The sequence below is a fragment of the Micromonospora sp. NPDC004704 genome (genome assembly GCF_053601675.1).
In genome coordinates this window covers 218,615-236,498 of sequence record NZ_JBSGCD010000006.1, presented here as the reverse complement: position 1 = coordinate 236,498, position 17,884 = coordinate 218,615, and the positions used below count along the sequence as shown (strand labels likewise).

The following is a 17,884-nucleotide window of genomic DNA, read 5'->3' as shown; positions in this document are numbered from 1 at the left end:
CATGTAACAGCGGGGTGTCTAGGGGGTAGCAAAACGAATTCCGGTTGACCCTCCGCGGATCTCGACTCGGACGCCACCACCACGAAGGTCAAGGAGAGGGAGGCCCTCTGTGGATCTGTTGGAGCACCAGGCACAGGACCTGTTCGCCAAACACGGCGTACCCGTGGGTAGGTACCGCGTGGCCGACACCGCCGAACAGGCCCGCGCGGCCGCCGCCGAGATCGGCGGCCGGGTCGTGGTGAAGGCCCAGGTGAAGACCGGGGGCCGGGGCAAGGCCGGCGGGGTCAAGCTGGCCGACGGCCCGGACTCGGCGTACGACACGGCGAGTGCGATCCTCGGCATGGACATCAAGGGACACACCGTCGGCCGGGTGCTGGTCACCGAGGCCAGCGACATCGCCGACGAGTACTACGTCTCGCTGCTGCTCGACCGGTCCAACCGATCGTTTCTCGCCATGGTGTCCCGCGAGGGCGGGATGGAGATCGAGCAGGTGGCGGTGGAGAACCCGGACGCGTTGATCCGGCTGCCGATCGACCCCGCCGAGGGGGTGACCGCCGAGACCGCCACCCGACTCTGCGTCGACGCCAACCTGCCGTCCGACGTGCACGACGGCGTACGGGACGTGCTGGTCCGACTCTGGACCGTGTTCCAGGCGGAGGACGCGACCCTGGTCGAGATCAACCCACTGGCGAAGCTGGCCGACGGGTCCGTACGCGCCCTCGACGGCAAGGTCACCGTGGACGACAACGCCCGCTTCCGCCACCCCGGACACGCGGAGTTCGTCGACACCGCCGCGGCCGACCCGCTGGAGGCACTGGCGTCCGAGAAGCACCTCAACTACGTCAAGCTCGACGGCGAGGTCGGGGTTATCGGCAACGGCGCCGGCCTGGTGATGAGCACCCTCGACGTGGTCGCGTACGCCGGCGAGGAGTTCGGCGGGGTGAAGCCGGCCAACTTCCTCGACATCGGCGGTGGCGCCTCGGCCGAGGTGATGGCGAACGGACTGGAGATCATCCTCGGCGACCCGGCGGTGCGCAGCGTGTTCGTCAACGTCTTCGGCGGCATCACCGCCTGCGACGCGGTCGCCAACGGCATCGTGCAGGCGATCGAACTGCTCACCCGCGACGGTGCGCAGATCACCAAGCCGCTGGTGGTACGCCTGGACGGCAACAACGCCGAGGAGGGTCGACGGATCCTCGACGCCGCCGCACTCGACTGCGTACGGACCGTGGACACGATGGACGGTGCGGCTCGCCTCGCCGCCCAACTCGCCGCCAAGGGGGCATGACAGCGATGGCAATCTTCCTGACCGAATCCAGCCGCGTACTGGTCCAGGGCATCACCGGCACCGAGGGCACGAAGCACACCCGGCGGATGGTCGCCGCCGGCACCAACATCGTCGCCGGGGTCACCCCGGGCAAGGGCGGCCAGCAGGTCGACGGGATTCCGGTCTTCAACAGCACCGCCGAGGCGGTCGCGACCACCGGGGCCGACACCTCGGTCGTCTTCGTCCCGCCCCGGTTCGCCAAGGCCGCGGTGATCGAGGCGATCGACGCCGAACTGGCCCTGGTCGTCGTGCTCACCGAGGGCATCCCGGTGCACGACACCGCCACCTTCTGGGCGTACGCGTGCGCGGCCGGGAACCGGACCCGGATCATCGGCCCGAACTGTCCCGGCCTGATCAGCCCGGGACAGTCCAACGCCGGCATCATCCCGCCCGACATCACCGAACGCGGGCGGATCGGACTGGTCAGCAAGAGCGGCACCCTGACCTACCAGCTCATGCACGAGCTGCGCGACTTCGGGTTCTCCACCTGCGTCGGGATCGGCGGTGACCCGATCGTCGGGACCACCCACATCGACTGCCTCCAGGCGTTCCAGGACGACCCGGAGACCGACGCGATCGTGATGATCGGGGAGATCGGCGGCGACGCCGAGGAACGGGCCGCGGAGTACATCGCGGCCCACATCACCAAGCCCGTGGTGGGTTACGTGGCCGGCTTCACCGCACCGGAGGGCAAGACCATGGGACACGCCGGCGCCATCGTCTCCGGCTCGTCCGGCACCGCCGCGGCGAAGCAGCAGGCACTGGAGGCGGTCGGGGTACGGGTGGGCAGGACACCGTCGGAGACCGCCCGGCTGATGCGCGAGACGCTGCTGTCCCGGATGGCCACCCGGTAACACGCGAACTCCCGTCCTCCCCCGGTTGATGCGCGGGGAGGACGGGAGGCTGTGGTCGTACCCGTGGTCAGGACAGTGCGCCGGCGGCCGGCGCCCGGTCGACGAGCCCCAGCCGGTGCGCGCCGGTGTAGACGTTCATCGACGAACCGCGCAGGAAACCGACCAGGGTGAGACCCGAGTCCTCGGCGAGATCGACCGCGAGCGAGGACGGCGCCGACACCGCGGCGAGCGCCGGTACGCCGGCCATCACCGCCTTCTGCACCAGTTCGAACGAGGCCCGGCCGCTGACCAGCAGCAGCGTGCCGCGCAGCGGCACCCGACCCGAGCGCAACGCCCAGCCCACCACCTTGTCGACGGCGTTGTGCCGGCCGACGTCCTCGCGCAGACAGAGAAGCTGGCCGGCGGTGTCGAACAGCCCGGCGGCGTGCAACCCGCCGGTACGGTCGAACACCCGCTGCGCGGCGCGCAGCCGGTCGGGCAGCTCGGCAACCAGCTCCGGGGTGACGCGGAGCGGATCCTCCGCGACCGACCAGGCCGCGGTGGTACGCACGGCGTCCAGGCTGGCCTTGCCGCAGAGCCCGCACGAGGACGTGGTGTAGAAGTTGCGCTCCAGGGACGGGTCCGGCGCCGGCACCCCGGCGCCGAGCACCACGTCGACCACGTTGTAGGTGTTGACCCCGTCGTCGGTCGCCCCGGCACAGTAGCGGATCCCGGCGACGTGCTCGGAGCGCTGCACCACGCCCTCGCTCACCAGGAACCCCGCCGCCAGGTCGAAGTCGTCGCCCGGCGTACGCATGGTGATGGTCAGCGCCCGCCCGTTGACCCGGATCTCCAGCGGCTCCTCGGCCACCAGCGTGTCCACCGGCTCGGTGACCGTTCCGTCGACCACCCGCACCACACGACGTCGGCTTGTCACGCGTCCCATCTGCCACCACCCATCATCGCTTCGTATCCACACCGGCGGGGCGCGACGGCGGCCCGCCCGATCAGTACTCGTCGGGACGCAGTCGGGGCAGTACCGACAGCGTCGGCCGGCCCGGTTGCCGCATCCCGCTCGTCAACAGTGCGCCGACCAGCCCCAGACAGCCAGCCACGACAAACGCCGCGATGGCGCCGGGTGTGCCGATCACCAGTCCGGCGAACCCGATGCCCACCAGCCCGCCGACGACCTTGCCGGTGTAGACGATGCCGTAGTTCAGCAGGGTCGCCTCGCCGCCGAACCAGTCGCGTACCAGGCTGACCAGCAGAGAGTATCCGGCGCCGGTGCCCGCGCCGGCGAGTCCGGCGAACGCCACCACCGCCGCCACCTGCTCCGCCTGTACGGCGGCGAGCAGGCCGAACTGGGCCACTCCCCCGATCGCCAGGGCGAGCCCGAGCGTACGGCGGCGACCCAGCCGGTCGGAGAGCGAACTGGTGACCGCCCGGCCGACCCCGGTGGCGGCGGCCAGTACGCCGATCGAGGCGACGACCAGGAACGGCTGGTCTGCCCGGTGGTGGGCGAACCCGACCAGGTACGCGATGTCGAACAGGGCCATCGCGGCGGTCAGCACGACGAGGAGGAACATCACCGGCAGCATCCCACTGCGGACCGCCGCCCTGGGCGAGTAGGGACGCATGGCGGGCATGTTGTTCGGGATGCTGCGGTTGAGCCGTCGGTCGACCGCCCACCGCTGCGGGTCGAGGTGCGCCGGCCACCAGTGCCGGGGCGGCTTGCGCAGCAGCAGTCCGCTGACCGCGACCACGGCAAAAACGGCGACCGCCGTGCTGTCCAGGACCACCGGGAGGTTCACCGGTCCCAGCGCGTACGCGGCGACGACGACAAACGGGATCGCCCCGTAACCGAAGGCTCCGCTGACCACGCCGACCATGGTCGCGCTCCGCTCGGGGAACCATTCGCTGACGGTGGCGATGCAGGTCAGGTAGACCAGCCCGGCGCCGATCCCGCCGAGCACCGAGTAGCCCAGCAGCACCGTGGTCAGGTCCCGGCTGTGCCCGAGCGTGACCAGGGCGACCAGGCCCAACGTCGCACCGGTCAGCATCGGTACGGCGAGCCGGACCCGGACCCGCCGGTAGAGCCAGACCGCCGGGAGCGCGGTGCCCGCCTGGCAGACGATCCACACCGCCAGTACGGTGAACGCCTCCCACAGGGTCCACCCGTTGGCCCGGACGAGGGCCGGGATCGCGGCGCCGAAGCCGTACTGGAACAGGCTGATCGCCAGCATCGAGGCCCAGCACAGCCGGAGCATCCAGGTGCGTGAGCGTCCCATCAGGTCGAAGTCGGTCTCCCCGACGCGGTAGCGGCGCCCGTACACGTCGCGTACCTCCCGCGTGGGAACGGCGTTCCTGGCGTCCGGCATCACTGGCACCTCCACCTGTCACCGTGCGGCCGCGCGTCAGGAACCCCCGGTCGTCGGCCATTGTATACTGTATGTTACGTGCACTAGTGTCTACCAGCGACGCACGGCTGTCCAGGATCAATCGATTTCCGCCCCTCGGGTCGGGCACGATGGACTGGCCGGCCCGGCAACCGACCGGAAGACTGCGAGGGACGCTGATGAGCCAGTTGCAGGACCGGGAGACCCGGTCGTGAGCACCATCGGCTGGCCCGAGGCCCGACGGATCGCCCGGGCGGCCGGCAGCCCGCTGGACCGGATCGACGTCGCACTGACCGACGCGCTCGGCGCCACCCTCGCCGCACCACTGGTGGCCCTCTCCCCGCTGCCGGCGTACGACGCCGCCGCGATGGACGGGTACGCCGTGGCCGGCACCGGCCCGTGGCGGGTGGTCGGGCGGGTGCTCGCCGGGGATCCCACCCCGGTCGACCCGCTGCGCCCCGGCACCGCGGTGGAGATCGCCACCGGCGCCCTGGTCCCCGCCGGGGCCGAGGCGGTCCTGCCGTACGAGCGGGCCCGGTGCCGGGCCGACCGGATGCACGGCGAGATCGAGATTGGCCGGCACATCCGCCGCCGAGGCGACGACTGCCCCCTCGGTGAGCAGGTACTGCCGGCCGGCAGTCTGGTCACCCCCGCACTGCTCGGCCTGGCCGCGAGCCTCGGGCACGACCGGCTCGCCGTGTTCCGCCGGCCCCGGGTCGGGGTGGTGGTCACCGGCGCCGAACTGCTCTCCGCCGGGCTGCCGTCACCGGGACGGGTCCGGGACGCGATCGGCCCGCTGCTGCCCGGCCTGGTGCACGCGGCCGGGGGCGAGATCGCCTGGACCGTACGGGTGACCGACGACCGCGCCGCCCTGGTCGAGGCGATCCACCGGCCCGGTGCCGACGTGACGGTGGTGTGCGGGGCCACCTCGGTCGGTGCCGCCGACCATCTCCGCACCGCCCTGGAGGCGGTGTCGGCGCTGGTCCGGGTGCACGGGGTGGCGTGCCGGCCCGGCCACCCGCAACTGCTCGCCACGCTGACGGACGGGCGGGCGGTGATCGGACTGCCCGGAAACCCGTACGCGGCGCTCGTCGCCGGACTCACCCTGCTCGCCCCGCTGCTCGGTCGGCTCGCCGGCCGCGCGGACCGGCCCCCGGTGACGGCCCGGCTGACCGGACCGGTGAAGGTGCTCGACCGGGACACCCGGCTGGTACCGGTCGCGCGGGTCGGCTCGGTGGTGGTCCCGGTCGGTCACGACCGCCCCGGACTGCTCTGGGGCGCGGCCGAGGCGCACGCGCTGGCGGTCGTACCGCCGGCCTGGCAGGGCGCCGAGGTGGAACTGCTCGCCCTGCCCGGCGCCGAGGCGGTCACCGTACCGGTGCTCGCCGCCCCCGATCCGTCCCAGCCGGCGGCGCTGCCTTCCGACGCTGCCGCTGCCGCTGCCGGTGTCGCTGCCGGTGGGACCGGCCGGAACGGGGACCGGCTGCCCGCCGCCGCTGGTGCGGAGGCGTAGCGGCCGGAGCCCGGCGACGGAATGGTCAGGGGACGGGTTCGGGGCGCGGGGCCGGGCGTCGGAGGGGTACCGAGGCGGGAAGCGGTGGTCGGGCGAGGACCCGGTCACCGAGGCGGAGCAGGCGCATGGTGTTCGTCGACCCGGGCAGTCCCGGCGGGCTGCCCGCCACGATCAGCACCAGGTCGCCCACCTCGAAGCGGGGCAGCGACAGCAGCACGTCCTGTACGTGGTGCACCATCTCGTCGGTGTGCACGACCACCGGCACACCGAACGTCTCCACGCCCCAGGTCAGCGCCAGCCGCGCGGGCAGGTCCGGGTCCGGGGTGAAGGCGAGCAACGGTACGGCCGGCTGGTGCCGGGCCAACTGCCGGGCGGTGGCACCGCTGCGGGTGAAGCAGCAGATCGCCTTCACCCCGAGCGACTCGGCCACCTCGACCGAGGCCTCGGCGATCGCGTCGACGTTGGTGGCCGCCCCGACCCGCAAGGGCGTGCGGCGGGCCGGGGCGCTCGCCTCGGCCGTACCGAGGATCTGCGCCATCATCCGCACCGCCGGCACCGGGAACGCCCCGATGCCGGTCTCGGCGCCGAGCAGCAGCGCGTCCGCGCCGTCGAGCACGGCGTTGGCCACGTCGGAGGCCTCGGCGCGGGTCGGCCGGGGCTGCTCCACCATCGAGTCGAGGAGCTGTCCGGCCACGATCACCGGTTTCGCCAGCTCCCGGCAGCGGCGGACGGCCCGCTTCTGGATCAGCGGTATCTCGTCCAGCGGCAGTTCCACCCCGAGGTCGTCACGGGCCACCACCAGCCCGTCGAAGGCGGCGACGAGGTCGTCGAGGTGGCGTACCGCCGACGGGGTGTCGAGCTTGGCCAACACCGGCCGGCGCACCCCGTACCCGTCCATCAGGTCGCGGACGACCTTGACGTCCTCGGGGGAGCCGACGGCGGAGAGCGCCACCAGGTCCACCCCCAGTCCGAGGACGAACCGCAGGTCCGCGGTGAGCTGCTCGGTGAACGCGCTCCCGGTCGCGGGACGCCCGAAGGTGAGCCGGGGACCGCGCAGGTCCGCGAGGACACCGACGGTGCGGCCGGCCCGGGCGGCGGTCTCCCGGAGCAGCCGGTAGGCCGCGGCGTGCCCGGCCGGGGTGCCGTGGTCGAGGTCGATCCGGGCCACGTCCATCCCGGCCTCGACCAGGTCCCGCAGCCGGTCCGGTGCGGCGCACGCGGGCCCCAGGGTGCAGACGATCTTCGCGCGGCGGGCCATCGGGGGCGGCCTCAGCCCGACGTACGACCGGAGAGCTGCTCGACCACCTTCAGCAGCGCGGAGTGGTCGAGACCCCCGTGCCCCTGTGCCTTCAGCGCGGCGATGAGCTGGGCGACCGCCGCACCGAGCGGGATAACCACCCCGGCCTCGCGCGCCGCGGAGGTGACGATGCCCATGTCCTTGTGGTGCAGGTCGATCCGGAATCCGGGCTGGAACTGCCGGGCCAGCATGCCGGCCGCCTTCCGGTCCAGGATCCGGTTGCCGGCCAGACCCCCGGCGAGTACGCGGACCGCCGCCTCGGTGTCCACCCCGTAGGCCTCGAGGAAGACGATCGCCTCCGCGACGAGTTCGATCGTGCCGGCGACGATCAGTTGGTTCGCCGCCTTGACGGTCTGGCCGGAGCCGTGCGGCCCGACGTGGACGATGGTGGCACCGACCACCTCGAGGACCGGGCGGGCGGCCTCGAAGTCGGCCGCGTCCCCACCAACCATGATCGACAGGGTTCCCTCGACCGCCCCCTGTTCACCGCCGCTGACCGGTGCGTCGAGCACCCGTACGCCGTAGGGTTTGGCCGCCTCGGCGACGCCCTGGGCGGTCTTTGGCGAGATGCTGCTCATGTCGATCCAGAGCTGACCCGGACGGGCGTTGGCGAGAAGGCCGTCCGCGCCGAGGGCCACCGCCTCGACGTCCGGCGAGTCGGGCACCATCGTGATGACCACGTCGGACTCCCGGACCACCTCGACGATGCCACCGGCGGCCCGTCCGCCACTGGTGGCGAGCGCGTCGGTACGCGCCGGACTGAAGTCGTAGCCGATCACGTCGAAACCGGCCTTGACCAGGTTGGTGGCCATCGGGCCGCCCATGATGCCGAGTCCGATGAAACCCACGCGTGTCATATCAGCGATCTCCTCACGTTGCTCCAGGTCTCACTGCCGCCGCGACGGGACGCCATCCGGGCACCCCATAGGATTCTGTATGCAGTATGGAAGCCCGTCAAGGACGCGTTGGACACACGGTCATGGGTGGACCGCTGGCTGCGACGGTGCGGGGTGGTTACCCGAGGAACGGGTGACGGCGCATGGTCAGCAGGGCGATGTCGTCGGCGGGCTGGTCGACACCGAGCGTCGACATGACGGCGACGCAGACATCCTCGGCGGAGCCGGGCACGACGGCGGCACGGAGCCGGTCGAGTCCGACGTCGATGGGCTCGTCACGGCGCTCGACCAGGCCGTCCGTGTAGCAGACGAGGACCGCGTCCGGCGGAAAGTCGACCACGGTGGTACGGCGGTGGCGCTGCGGTCGCCCGATGCCCAGCGGCGGGTCGACGGGCAGGGTCAGGAGGTTGGCCGGATGTCCCGGGCTCACCAGCATGGGTGGCAGGTGACCGGCGAGCGAGATGTGGATCCGATCCCGCTCCGGGCTGATCATGGCGTACAGGACGGTGGCGAGGTTGCCGGTCTCGAAATGGTGGACCTTGCGGTCGAGGCGGGTGAGCGCGTCGGCCGGATCGTCGCACTCCAGGGTGTACGCGCGCAGCGCACTGCGCAGCCGTCCCATCACCACGGCCGCGGCCAGCCCGTGTCCGGAGACGTCGCCGACGACCATGCCGAGCCACCCCGACGGAAGGGTGAACACGTCGTACCAGTCGCCGCCGATGCCGGCCTGGTGGCCGGGCACGTACCGGGCGGCGGTGTCGACGCCGGGCACGTTCGGCAGGCGCGCGGGAAGCAGGCTTCGCTGCAGGGCCAGTGCGGCGGCGCGGTCGATGTTGCCCAGGCGCGCCTGGCACGCCAACGCGGCCCGATCGGCCACGAGTTGGAGCAGGTGAATGTCGTCCCGGGTGAAGTGGCGCACCGTACGGGTACCGACGTGCAGAACCCCGACGAGGTCCTTGCCCGCGAGCATCGGTACGCCGAGCAACGAACGGACGCCCCTGTCCCGCAGCACCGGACTGACCACGTCGGCCCGTTCGACGCGCTCGATCACGACGGGCTGCCGATCCCGCGCGACCCGTCCGGCGAAGCCCTGACCGATCGGGAGCCGGAAACCCTGACGGATCTCGTCCTCGAGGCCCCTCGCCGAGGTCGCCACCAACTCCCGGGCGTGCGGGTCGACCAGCATGATCGCCGCGGTGTCGACCCCCAGGATCTCCTCTACCCGACTGAGTAGTTCGTCGAGCAACTGCTCCACGTCGAGCCGGGACAGCGCCGCGTCGGTCACCGCCTCGATGCGACGCAACCGCTCGGCGTTACCTGTGTCACCTGGCTCGATCACGGGATGAGCCTAGTCGCACCCGGCGGACGCACGGCCGCCCCCGACGCCGAAGCGCGGGCGGCGGTAGCATCCACCTACCCAGCCTTTGCCGCCCACGATCGAAAGGATCCACAGAAGTGCCGGTGAGGTCAGGGCCGGCCGCGCTTCAAGACCTCGAACGTTGCCGCACACGAATGGCACACCAGCTCAGCATTCCGCCCGGCCTCCGGGTATCCCGGCCTGCCCCGACGGCTCGGAACCAGGCGCGTGCCAGCGGTCGAACCAGGTTCAGAAAGGGACTCCCGTGACCGGGCATCCCCCACCCGACACGCCACTTTACGGCATCAGGCAACTACTCCTCGTATCCACATTCGACGCGAAGCGGTTCACCGAGGTCCGCCACGCGGTCGACGCCGTGATCCGCCGCTGCCGACTGAGCGCCGAGAAGGCCGCGGATTTTGTCACGGCCGTCAACGAGGTGATGATCAACGCTGTCCGGCACGGCGGCGGCAGCGGTGAGTTGCGCCTGTGGGAGACCGCCGACCTGGTCTGCGAGGTCCGCGACCACGGTCCGGGCTTCCCCGCAAACAGATACCTGAACCGCAGCGAACGGCCGACCCCCTCGCCCGACGGTGGCATGGGCCTGTGGATCGTCCAACAGACGACCGACACGCTCTCGATCGACAGCACCACCGGCGGCACCACGGTCCGGATCGGTGCCGCCCTCGCGCCGCGTACGTCCTAGACCCCGGTCCACCTCCTGCGGCGGGAAGGGACCGGCTGTCTCCGTACCGGACCGGGGTTACTGCCCCGGTACCGATCCGAGACGCCGCTCGGCGGTCCGGGTACGGCGTCCGGCGCCCACGTCACCGCGCCAGCGGCCGACGTACTTCCCGGCGGTGGCGCGTTCGGCCGGGGTCAACCCCAGTTGGTTCACCACCAGATCGGTCAGGGCGGAGTTCTCCCGATCGTCGTCGGCCGCCACCTCCTCGTCCAGCAGACCGTAGACCCGGGCCCGGAGTGAGCCCTCCGAGCCGGACGGCACCGCCGCCACACCCCGCGCCGGTCGTACCGGCTCGGCCGCCGGCAACGAGCTGACCTGCGACGGAGGAAGGGTACGGGTCGCCGCCGCGGCAACCAGGTCCGGCAGCGGACGCTCCAGCAGCGGTACGGCCGCCGGCCCCTGCTCCGGCTCGATCTGCGTCGCCGGCTCCGGTTCCCGCTCCCCCGCGTCCACCACCCGGGCGGATACCGTCTCCCGTTCGGTGCCGATGCGCGCCGAGACCGACCGCCGCTCGGACCCGGTACGCCCGGACGCCTCCCGCGCCGCCACCGTACGCGAGGGCGTGGCCTCCCGATCGGCTGCGGCCCGGGACGCCACCGTCTCCCGGTCCGCTGCCGTCCGGCCCGACGCCGTCTCGCGATCCGCTGCCGTTCGACCGGACGCCATCTCCCGATCGGTTGCCGTCCGACCGGCGGCCGTTTCGCGGTCGGGTGCCGTCCGGGCGGTCCGGCGCTGGGCCTGGGCCGTCGAGAAGATGGCGCTCACCTCGGCGGTCAGCGCGTCCCATCGCGGGCGACCCGACTCCGTCCGGTCCCCCTGGTCGACCGCACCGTTGCGCTCCGGATCGGACCGGGTCACGCCCTCGTCCGCGAGCGCGGTGACCGCCGGGACGGGCTGGTCGGATACCGGGGTGGGGCGCTCGTCCGGCAGGTCGTCGTGCGACCCCGACCGCTGCCTGGGCACGCCCGTCCGGGCAACTCGCGCGGGCACCGGATCGACGTGGTGGATCGGCTCGGCCACGGGCTCGATCCGCTCACCGGTCCGGGCCACCCGCCCGGCCACCGTGATCGACTCCGGATCGCCGGGCCGGTACCCCTCGTCGTCCCGGGACGCGTCCGGCGCGTCGGGGTCGTCGGACGGCGTACCCGTGATCGGACGGGTGTCGGCGTCGTCGCCGGACAGGACCGGCGTCGGGCGGGTGGCAAGCTCCCCGGACGGCGTACCCGTGATCGAGCGGGTGTCGGCGTCGCCGTGCGGCGTACCCGGAATCGACCGGGCGTCCGGGGCGGACCTCATCGGGACCGTCGCCGAGAGGGCGTCGGTGAGCAGTTGGCCGGCCGAGGCGAGCGCGGCGGCGTCGACCGTCGTCGCCCGGCGACGTCGCCACCGGCGGCGGTTGGCCGGCAGGTTCCCGGCGAGCACGCGGGCGGGTGCGAGGTCCGCCGCGATGAGCGCGGTCAAACCGTCGTAGTCGGCGCGCTCGGCCAGCCGGCGGGCGATCTCGTCGAGGTCGTAGACGGCCACCGCGATGTCCGCGGTGGTGCCGTCCAGCGCCCGCCTGATCTTGCGGCGCAGCACCTTGGACAGGGCGGCCTGTCGGCGCTCGGTCCGTACCTGCACGCGGGCCGCGTCGAGCGAGCCGTACAGGCCCAGCCCCGGCGCCGCCTTCGCCAGCGAGCGGGCCCGCCGGGTCAGCATCGGGTGCCGGAGCCAGTGCCCGACCACCTCGTATGCCGGCGGCGTCGGCGGCAACTGGCGCTTGGCCCGCAACCGGTCGCGGCGCTTGTTCTCCGTGTTCATCAACCACACCAGGTAGCCCAGCAGCGACATGCCGCCGTAGAACCCGCCTTCGAGGTGGTTGTCGTGGGCCAACCAGTTGAACGCCACCGCTCCCCCCGCGATGGCGGCGGAGAGCAACCTCGAGAGCGTGGCGTGCTCGCCCAACCGCCGACGTACGTCCGCGTTGGCCAGCACCACCATGCCGCCCAGTTCCAGCGCGCCGACCGCCGGGAGGGCCACGTACCAGGGCATGGCCAGCGCCTCCATCGCACCGGACACCTGACCACCGAGCGCGATGAGCAGCACCACCACGTAGAAGGCGGTACGCATCCTGGTGGTGGAGCGTACGGCGGCGGCCAGGTCGGCGTCCTCCTCCGGTGGCGGGCCGTCAACCTCCCGAAGGCCGGTTTCGCCGCCCCGCCCGGTCGGTGACGGGTTCGCCGACTCGCCCTGCCAGTGCCGGCCCTGGACTCCAGACATGGGGTTGCGCTTCCTTTCATCGGGGCTCGACCGCTGCCGGCCGGGCGATGGTCGGGTCCTGCCGGCACCGGTCCGGTGGGCGCGACGTCGGGCGCCGCAAGCGCGCCGAACCACCCGAAACGCCCCCACAACATAGACCCCGTCCCCTGCCCCGATCGACCGGGTAAGGCCCGCGGTGACCATCGCCGGATCGGCCTCGGTGGGGGCGCCCGGCATGACCAGCCCGAACACGGAAACGACCCCGGAGCGCAACCGGCCCGCTACCTCGATCGGTCGAGACAGCGGGCCTGGGTGGCGGTTTCGGGGGACGGCTCCCGCACCGGGGCTCAGCGCGTCGTGGCCCCGGAGCGGGTGGTGCTCACTGCTGTGCGGTCTCGATGCTCCCCCGCCACCAGGGCGTCTCGACGAAGCCGCGACGCAACACGAGCAGCACCACGCTCGCGGTCCACCCCTGTACGCCCTCCATCCGGCCGAGGGTGTTCGTGGTGAACTGGAACAGGTCCTGGGTGGTCGGCAGGATCAGCTCGCACATCAGCGCGTTGTTGCTCAGCATCGCCGCCACGTACCGGACGCCGCGGTAGCGGGACAGGGTCCGCGCCACCGAGTCGAGGAACGGCGGGGCGACGGTGATGTTGAGGACGATCTCCGACTCGAACCCCAGTGCCGGGGCCGGGACCAGGGTCGTGACCAGGATGCAGCCGCGACCGAGCAGGGTCTCGAACCGCCGCCGTACGGTGCTCTCGTTCAGCCCCACCTCGGCGGCGACGGTCCGGAAGCTGGACCGCCCGTCCTCCCGCATCAGGTCGATGATCTGGCGGTCGACCGCGTCGAAGTGGCTCGGGTCGCACTGGTGTGCCTCGGCCACCTCCTCCGGCGGTGCGTCGCTGAGCAACTGCCGGCTCCAGTCGTGCGACACCTTGTAGACGTGCAGGGTCAGGTCGGTGTCGCAGCGCTGTACGCCTTCGATGGCGAGGATCCGCTCGACGATCCGGGCCTGCAACGACTCCTCCCGGCGCAGGTTCAGCTCGGCCAGGATGTCGTACGGGCCGGTCACCAGGCTGAGGAAGCGCAGGTCGGTGTGGCGGACCAGTTCGGCGAGCACCTCCATCTGCGTACCGGGTTCGCAGGTGATGCGCAGGACGAACAGGTCCGCCGCCCCGGCGTGGTTGTTGCCGGGGATCGCCGCGACCCGGACGACTCCCTCGCGCAGCAGTTGCTGGCCGCGCCGGGCGACGGTCGCGACCGAACTGCCGGAGAGTTCCGCGATCTCCGTCCAGCTGGCCCGACCGTCGCTCTGCAACGCGGCGATGATCCGCCGGTCGAGATCGTCGAGATGGTCGGTACTACTGCTCATCGGCGCCAATCTCGTGGAGGAAGTCCCGTACCACCTGTCGCCACCGCTGCGCCTCTTCGATCTGCGGCGAGTGGCCCGACTTTTCGAACACGACGAGCCTAGCGTCCGGAATCAGGGATGCAATTACCTCGCTGCTCGCCACCGGCGTGATCCAGTCGTCCCGGCCGACGGTGACCAGCGTCGGGCAGGTGATCCGGTGCAACTGCGACTTGATGTCGTAGTTCGGCATGTTGACCGAGAACGCGTAGTTGTGCGTCTCGTAGCGATAGGGGGTGGCCTCGACCCGCTCGGCCACCTTGGCGGGGTCGTACACGTGGTCGTACAGCGGGAGGATCTCCTGCCAGCAGTCGCGCAGGTCCGCGTCGTCACGGGTCTGGCCGGTGTTGATCCGGTCGAGTTTCTCCAGGTCGATGGTGACCCGGGTGGAGGTTTCGGCGTTGTGCCGGGCCGCCTTGTCGTTCTCGTGGTCGGCCGAGGTGTCCCGCAGCACCAGCGCGCGTACCCGCTCGGGGTGGCGGATGGCGTACTCCATCGAGATGAAACCGCCGTACGACCCGCCGGCCATCACGAACCGCTCCACGCCGGCCCACTCGCGCAGGCCGTCCACATCGGCCACCCACTGCTCGTGGCTGAACGGGCCGTTGCCCTCGCTGGCGCCGGAACCCCGCGCGTCGAAGACGATCACGCGGAAGGTGTCCGCGAACGGGCTGAAGGTCGCTCTGGGCTCGGACCGCGAGCCGAGACCGGGGGCGCCGTGGTGGGCGATCAGGACCGGCGCGTCGTCCGCGCCGAAGACCTCGACCTCTAGTTCATTGCCGTTGATGTTCAGCCGCACTGTCTTTCCTTTCCTACCGGAGCATTCGCCGGGGCGTCACGCTCAGAGCGCGACGACCACGTCGTCGAGGGAACGCGGGTACGAGGTGAACGGCCGGGCGCCGTCCTGCGTGATCAGCATCGAGTCGGAGATGCGGTAGCCGGCGTGGCCGGGGATGTAGATGCCGGGCTCGTTGGAGACCACCATGCCGACCTCGAGCGGGGTGTCGTCGCCGTCGGCGAGCCAGGGTGGCTCGTGCATGCCGAGCCCGATGCCGTGGCCCTGCCGGTGCCGCAGGTACTCGCCCAGTCCGGCGGCCCGGATCACGTCCAGGCACTCGGTGTTCGCCTGCGAACAGCGCACACCGGGGCGCAGCGCCTCGCCGCCGGTCTGCTGCGCCTGCCGTACCGCCTCGTAGTAACGACGCTGGTCGGCGGTGGGTTCGCCGAGGATGAACGTCCGCTCCCCCTCGACGAACCGGCCGCCGACCGCGCAGCCGAGGGAGAGCATGAACGTGTCACCGGGACGCAGCCGGTAACCCGAGGGCAGGGCGTGCGGGCGGGCGCTGTTCGGACCCGCGTAGACCAGCCCGCCGGCCAGTGGCGAGACCACCACCACGTCGGCGTGCTCGGCGTACATGGTGCGGGTGCCGACGGTGGTGATGTGGTCGGCCAACTCGGCCTCGCTGGGCAGCTCACCGCCGCCCGCGACGGCGTCGGCGATCAGGGTACGGCCGGCGGCCAGCATCAGGTCGGTGATCCGGGCCGCCTCCGCGTGCAGGGCGATCTCCTCCGGCCGCTTGCGGTAACGGGCCCGGGTGACCAGATCGGTACGGACCATCGTGGCGCCCGGGAAGGCGGCGGTGATCTGGGCCAGCCGGTCCACGCTCATGCTGCCCGCGTACCCGATCCGGCCGGTGACCGGGGCGAGGTAGCTGAACTGGGGACGGAGTCCGGGGAACTCCGGATAGGCGACCAGTTCGGCCGCGCTGTGCTGGGCCTGCGCGTGCTCGCGTTCCAGTTCGGGCAGGAGCAGCCGGGTGGTTCCGTCGGTCGGGAGCAGGACCGCGACCGGCCGCTCGCCGGGGTGGTGGAAGAAGCCGGTCAGGTAGGCGACGTCCTCCGGGTCGTCGGCGAGCATCGCGTCGAGACCCGCACTGGCCAGTTCGGCACGCAGGTCGTCCTGGAGGGCGGTGTAGAAGGTGGGCGACAACCGTTGGGTTTCCAGCATCGTTGCTAGTCCTCCCGGGTACGGGGGTTGCGAGCGTCGTTGTAGGCGATGGAGATGAGGGTGGCCGATACCACCAGGGCGAGCATGGCCAGAGACGGGAAGAGGGTGGTCCACCAGGCGCTGGACATCGCACCGGACTGCTGGGCCTCGTAGAGGATCCGACCCCAGGACCAGCTGTTCGGGTCGCCGAGGCCGAGGAAGGCCAGGCCCGCCGCGGACAGTACGGCCCGCGACGCGGTCAGCACCACCGACACCACGATCACCGGGGCGACCGCGGGCAGCAGGTGCTTGCGGATGATCCAGACGTGTGACCCGCCGGTCAGCCGGGCCGCGTCCATGTACGGCAACCGGACCACCGACAGTGCCTGGGACCGGACCACCCGGGTCACCTCGGGCCAGGAGAAGAACGCGATGACCAGGACCAGGGTGACCAGGCTCGGCCCGGCCAGCGCCGCGACCAGGATCATCAGCGGCAGCACCGGCAGGGACAGGCAGAGGTCGACGATGGTGCCGATGATCGTGTCCGCCCGGGGGAAGTAGGCACCGAGGACCGCGACGAGTACGCCGATCACGATCGCGAGCGCGGAGGAGAGCGCGGCGATCACGATGCTGAGGCGGGCTCCCCAGACCACCTCGGCGAAGATGTCCCGGCCGAGGTTGTCGGTGCCGAACCAGTGCGCTCCGGACGGGGCCTGGAGCACCTGGTCGCCGTACCCGGACGGGGAGTCGGTGATCAGCGGCGCGCAGATCCCGACGATCACGAGTACGGCCAGGATGGCGACCGAGGCCAGGCCGAGCGGGTTGCGGCGGAACGCCGACCAGGTGGCTCGGGCCGCGGTGACCTGGTCGGTGACGACGGTCTCCAGTGGGCCGACGGGTGCGGTGGCCGCGGTGGTCATGCCGTCCTCACTCTCGGGTCGAGCAGTCCGTAGGCCAGGTCGGTCAGCACGTTGGCGACCACGACGGTGGCGGCCAGCAGTACGAACGCGCCCTGGAGAACCGGGAAGTCGAGCTGGGTCACCGCCTCGTAGATACCCCGGCCGATGCCCGGGTAGGCGAAGACCGTCTCGGTCAACACCGCCCCGCCGACCAGGAAGCCGAGTTGCAGGCCGACCAGGGTGGTGGTGGGCAGCAGCGCGTTGCGCAGCCCGTGTTTCCAGACCACCTTCCGGTTGGGCAGTCCCTTGGCTCGGGCGAGCACGCAGTAGTCCTCGCCGAGGGACTCGATCAGGGTGGAGCGCAGGGTGAGCACGTACGAGCCGAGTTGCACCAGGACCAGGCTGAAGCAGGGCAGGATCAGGTGCAGGGCGACGTCGCCGTACCAGGCGGCGCCGTAGATCCCGGGGCTGTAGGCACCGCCAATGGGCAGCCAGTGCAGTTGCAGCCCGAAGACGAAGAGCAGGAAGATGCCCACGCTCGGGACGAACAGCGACTGCCCGGTCACGCCGCCCACCTGGACCAGGCGGTCCAGCAGGCCGCGTGGGCGGGTCGCCGCCAGCACCCCCAGGGGGATGCCGACGGCGACCGTCACCACGAGTGACGAGATGGTCAGCAGGAGGGTCCACGGCAGGCGCTCCAGGAGCACGTCCGTGACCGAGATCTGCTGGGTGAACGAGATCCCCAGGTTGCCGTGCAGCAGCTGCCACAGGTACTTGCCGTACTGGGCGAGCAGCGGCTGGTCCAGACCGTACTGGTGCAGCAGGATCTGGCGCGCTTCCGGAGTCATGTTCGGGCTGGCCACCGCCAGCGCGGGGTCACCCGGCAGCAGCCGGAGCAGGAGGAAGGTGACCGTGGCAGCGAACCACAGGGTCAGCACTCCCCTGCCCAGTCTGCGCACCGCGAATCGGACAACCTGAGGCATCG

15 protein-coding genes are annotated in these 17,884 nt (G+C 71.6%); 4 read left to right on the top strand and 11 right to left on the bottom strand.

All coding sequences use genetic code 11. The features are described 5' to 3' along the window. Positions 1-109: 109 nt before the first annotated feature. A complete protein-coding gene (gene sucC / locus ACWEFB_RS10885; protein WP_452284394.1) occupies positions 110-1,288 on the top strand; it encodes an ADP-forming succinate--CoA ligase subunit beta in 1,179 nt (392 codons plus the stop codon). 5 nt (positions 1,289-1,293) lie between these two features. Continuing rightward, a complete protein-coding gene (gene sucD, locus ACWEFB_RS10880) occupies positions 1,294-2,181 on the top strand; it encodes a succinate--CoA ligase subunit alpha (RefSeq protein WP_452284392.1) in 888 nt (295 codons plus the stop codon). 67 nt (positions 2,182-2,248) lie between these two features. Here sucD and fdhD read toward each other — a convergent pair whose 3' ends face one another. Beyond that, positions 2,249-3,106, bottom strand: a complete 858-nt coding sequence (fdhD, locus tag ACWEFB_RS10875) for a formate dehydrogenase accessory sulfurtransferase FdhD (protein WP_326557957.1) — start codon at positions 3,104-3,106, stop codon at positions 2,249-2,251. 61 nt (positions 3,107-3,167) lie between these two features. Further along, complete coding sequence (locus ACWEFB_RS10870) at positions 3,168-4,538, bottom strand: MFS transporter (RefSeq protein WP_452284390.1); 1,371 nt, start codon at positions 4,536-4,538, stop codon at positions 3,168-3,170. A 229-nt stretch (positions 4,539-4,767) separates the two neighbouring features. Between ACWEFB_RS10870 and ACWEFB_RS10865 the strand changes: the two genes are divergently transcribed. Next, complete coding sequence (locus tag ACWEFB_RS10865) at positions 4,768-6,069, top strand: molybdopterin molybdotransferase MoeA (RefSeq protein ID WP_452284388.1); 1,302 nt, start codon at positions 4,768-4,770, stop codon at positions 6,067-6,069. Between the two features lie 25 nt (positions 6,070-6,094). Here ACWEFB_RS10865 and ACWEFB_RS10860 read toward each other — a convergent pair whose 3' ends face one another. From ACWEFB_RS10860 to ACWEFB_RS10850, 3 genes are all read right to left on the bottom strand, one after another. Beyond that, positions 6,095-7,327 carry a pyruvate kinase gene (locus ACWEFB_RS10860; RefSeq protein WP_452284386.1) on the bottom strand — a complete coding sequence of 411 codons (1,233 nt, stop codon included), beginning with the start codon at positions 7,325-7,327 and terminating at the stop codon, positions 6,095-6,097. A gap of 11 nt (positions 7,328-7,338) precedes the next feature. Then, complete coding sequence (locus ACWEFB_RS10855) at positions 7,339-8,223, bottom strand: 2-hydroxy-3-oxopropionate reductase (RefSeq protein WP_452284384.1); 885 nt, start codon at positions 8,221-8,223, stop codon at positions 7,339-7,341. Positions 8,224-8,380: 157 nt separating this feature from the next. After that, entirely contained in the window at positions 8,381-9,601 is a 1,221-nt protein-coding gene (locus ACWEFB_RS10850) for a PP2C family protein-serine/threonine phosphatase (protein WP_452284382.1), read from the bottom strand. Positions 9,602-9,884: 283 nt separating this feature from the next. Between ACWEFB_RS10850 and ACWEFB_RS10845 the strand changes: the two genes are divergently transcribed. Next, positions 9,885-10,325 carry an ATP-binding protein gene (locus tag ACWEFB_RS10845; protein WP_452284380.1) on the top strand — a complete coding sequence of 147 codons (441 nt, stop codon included), beginning with the start codon at positions 9,885-9,887 and terminating at the stop codon, positions 10,323-10,325. A gap of 57 nt (positions 10,326-10,382) precedes the next feature. Here ACWEFB_RS10845 and ACWEFB_RS10840 read toward each other — a convergent pair whose 3' ends face one another. The 6 genes from ACWEFB_RS10840 to ACWEFB_RS10815 all read right to left on the bottom strand — a co-directional run bounded on the left by ACWEFB_RS10840 (position 10,383) and on the right by ACWEFB_RS10815 (position 17,882). Beyond that, a complete protein-coding gene (locus ACWEFB_RS10840; protein ID WP_452284378.1) occupies positions 10,383-12,623 on the bottom strand; it encodes a hypothetical protein in 2,241 nt (746 codons plus the stop codon). A 358-nt stretch (positions 12,624-12,981) separates the two neighbouring features. Beyond that, complete coding sequence (locus ACWEFB_RS10835) at positions 12,982-13,977, bottom strand: Lrp/AsnC family transcriptional regulator (RefSeq protein ID WP_326557949.1); 996 nt, start codon at positions 13,975-13,977, stop codon at positions 12,982-12,984. Next, positions 13,967-14,812 carry an alpha/beta fold hydrolase gene (locus ACWEFB_RS10830; protein WP_452284376.1) on the bottom strand — a complete coding sequence of 282 codons (846 nt, stop codon included), beginning with the start codon at positions 14,810-14,812 and terminating at the stop codon, positions 13,967-13,969. The genes ACWEFB_RS10835 and ACWEFB_RS10830 overlap by 11 nt, the downstream gene beginning before the upstream one ends. A gap of 42 nt (positions 14,813-14,854) precedes the next feature. Further along, positions 14,855-16,021, bottom strand: a complete 1,167-nt coding sequence (locus tag ACWEFB_RS10825; protein ID WP_452284374.1) for a M24 family metallopeptidase — start codon at positions 16,019-16,021, stop codon at positions 14,855-14,857. Between the two features lie 5 nt (positions 16,022-16,026). Next, complete coding sequence (locus ACWEFB_RS10820; RefSeq protein ID WP_326557946.1) at positions 16,027-16,920, bottom strand: ABC transporter permease; 894 nt, start codon at positions 16,918-16,920, stop codon at positions 16,027-16,029. Further along, positions 16,917-17,882 (bottom strand): ABC transporter permease, encoded by a 966-nt coding sequence (locus tag ACWEFB_RS10815; RefSeq protein WP_326557945.1) that lies wholly within the window; start codon positions 17,880-17,882, stop codon positions 16,917-16,919. The genes ACWEFB_RS10820 and ACWEFB_RS10815 overlap by 4 nt, the downstream gene beginning before the upstream one ends. Positions 17,883-17,884 lie beyond the last annotated feature (2 nt).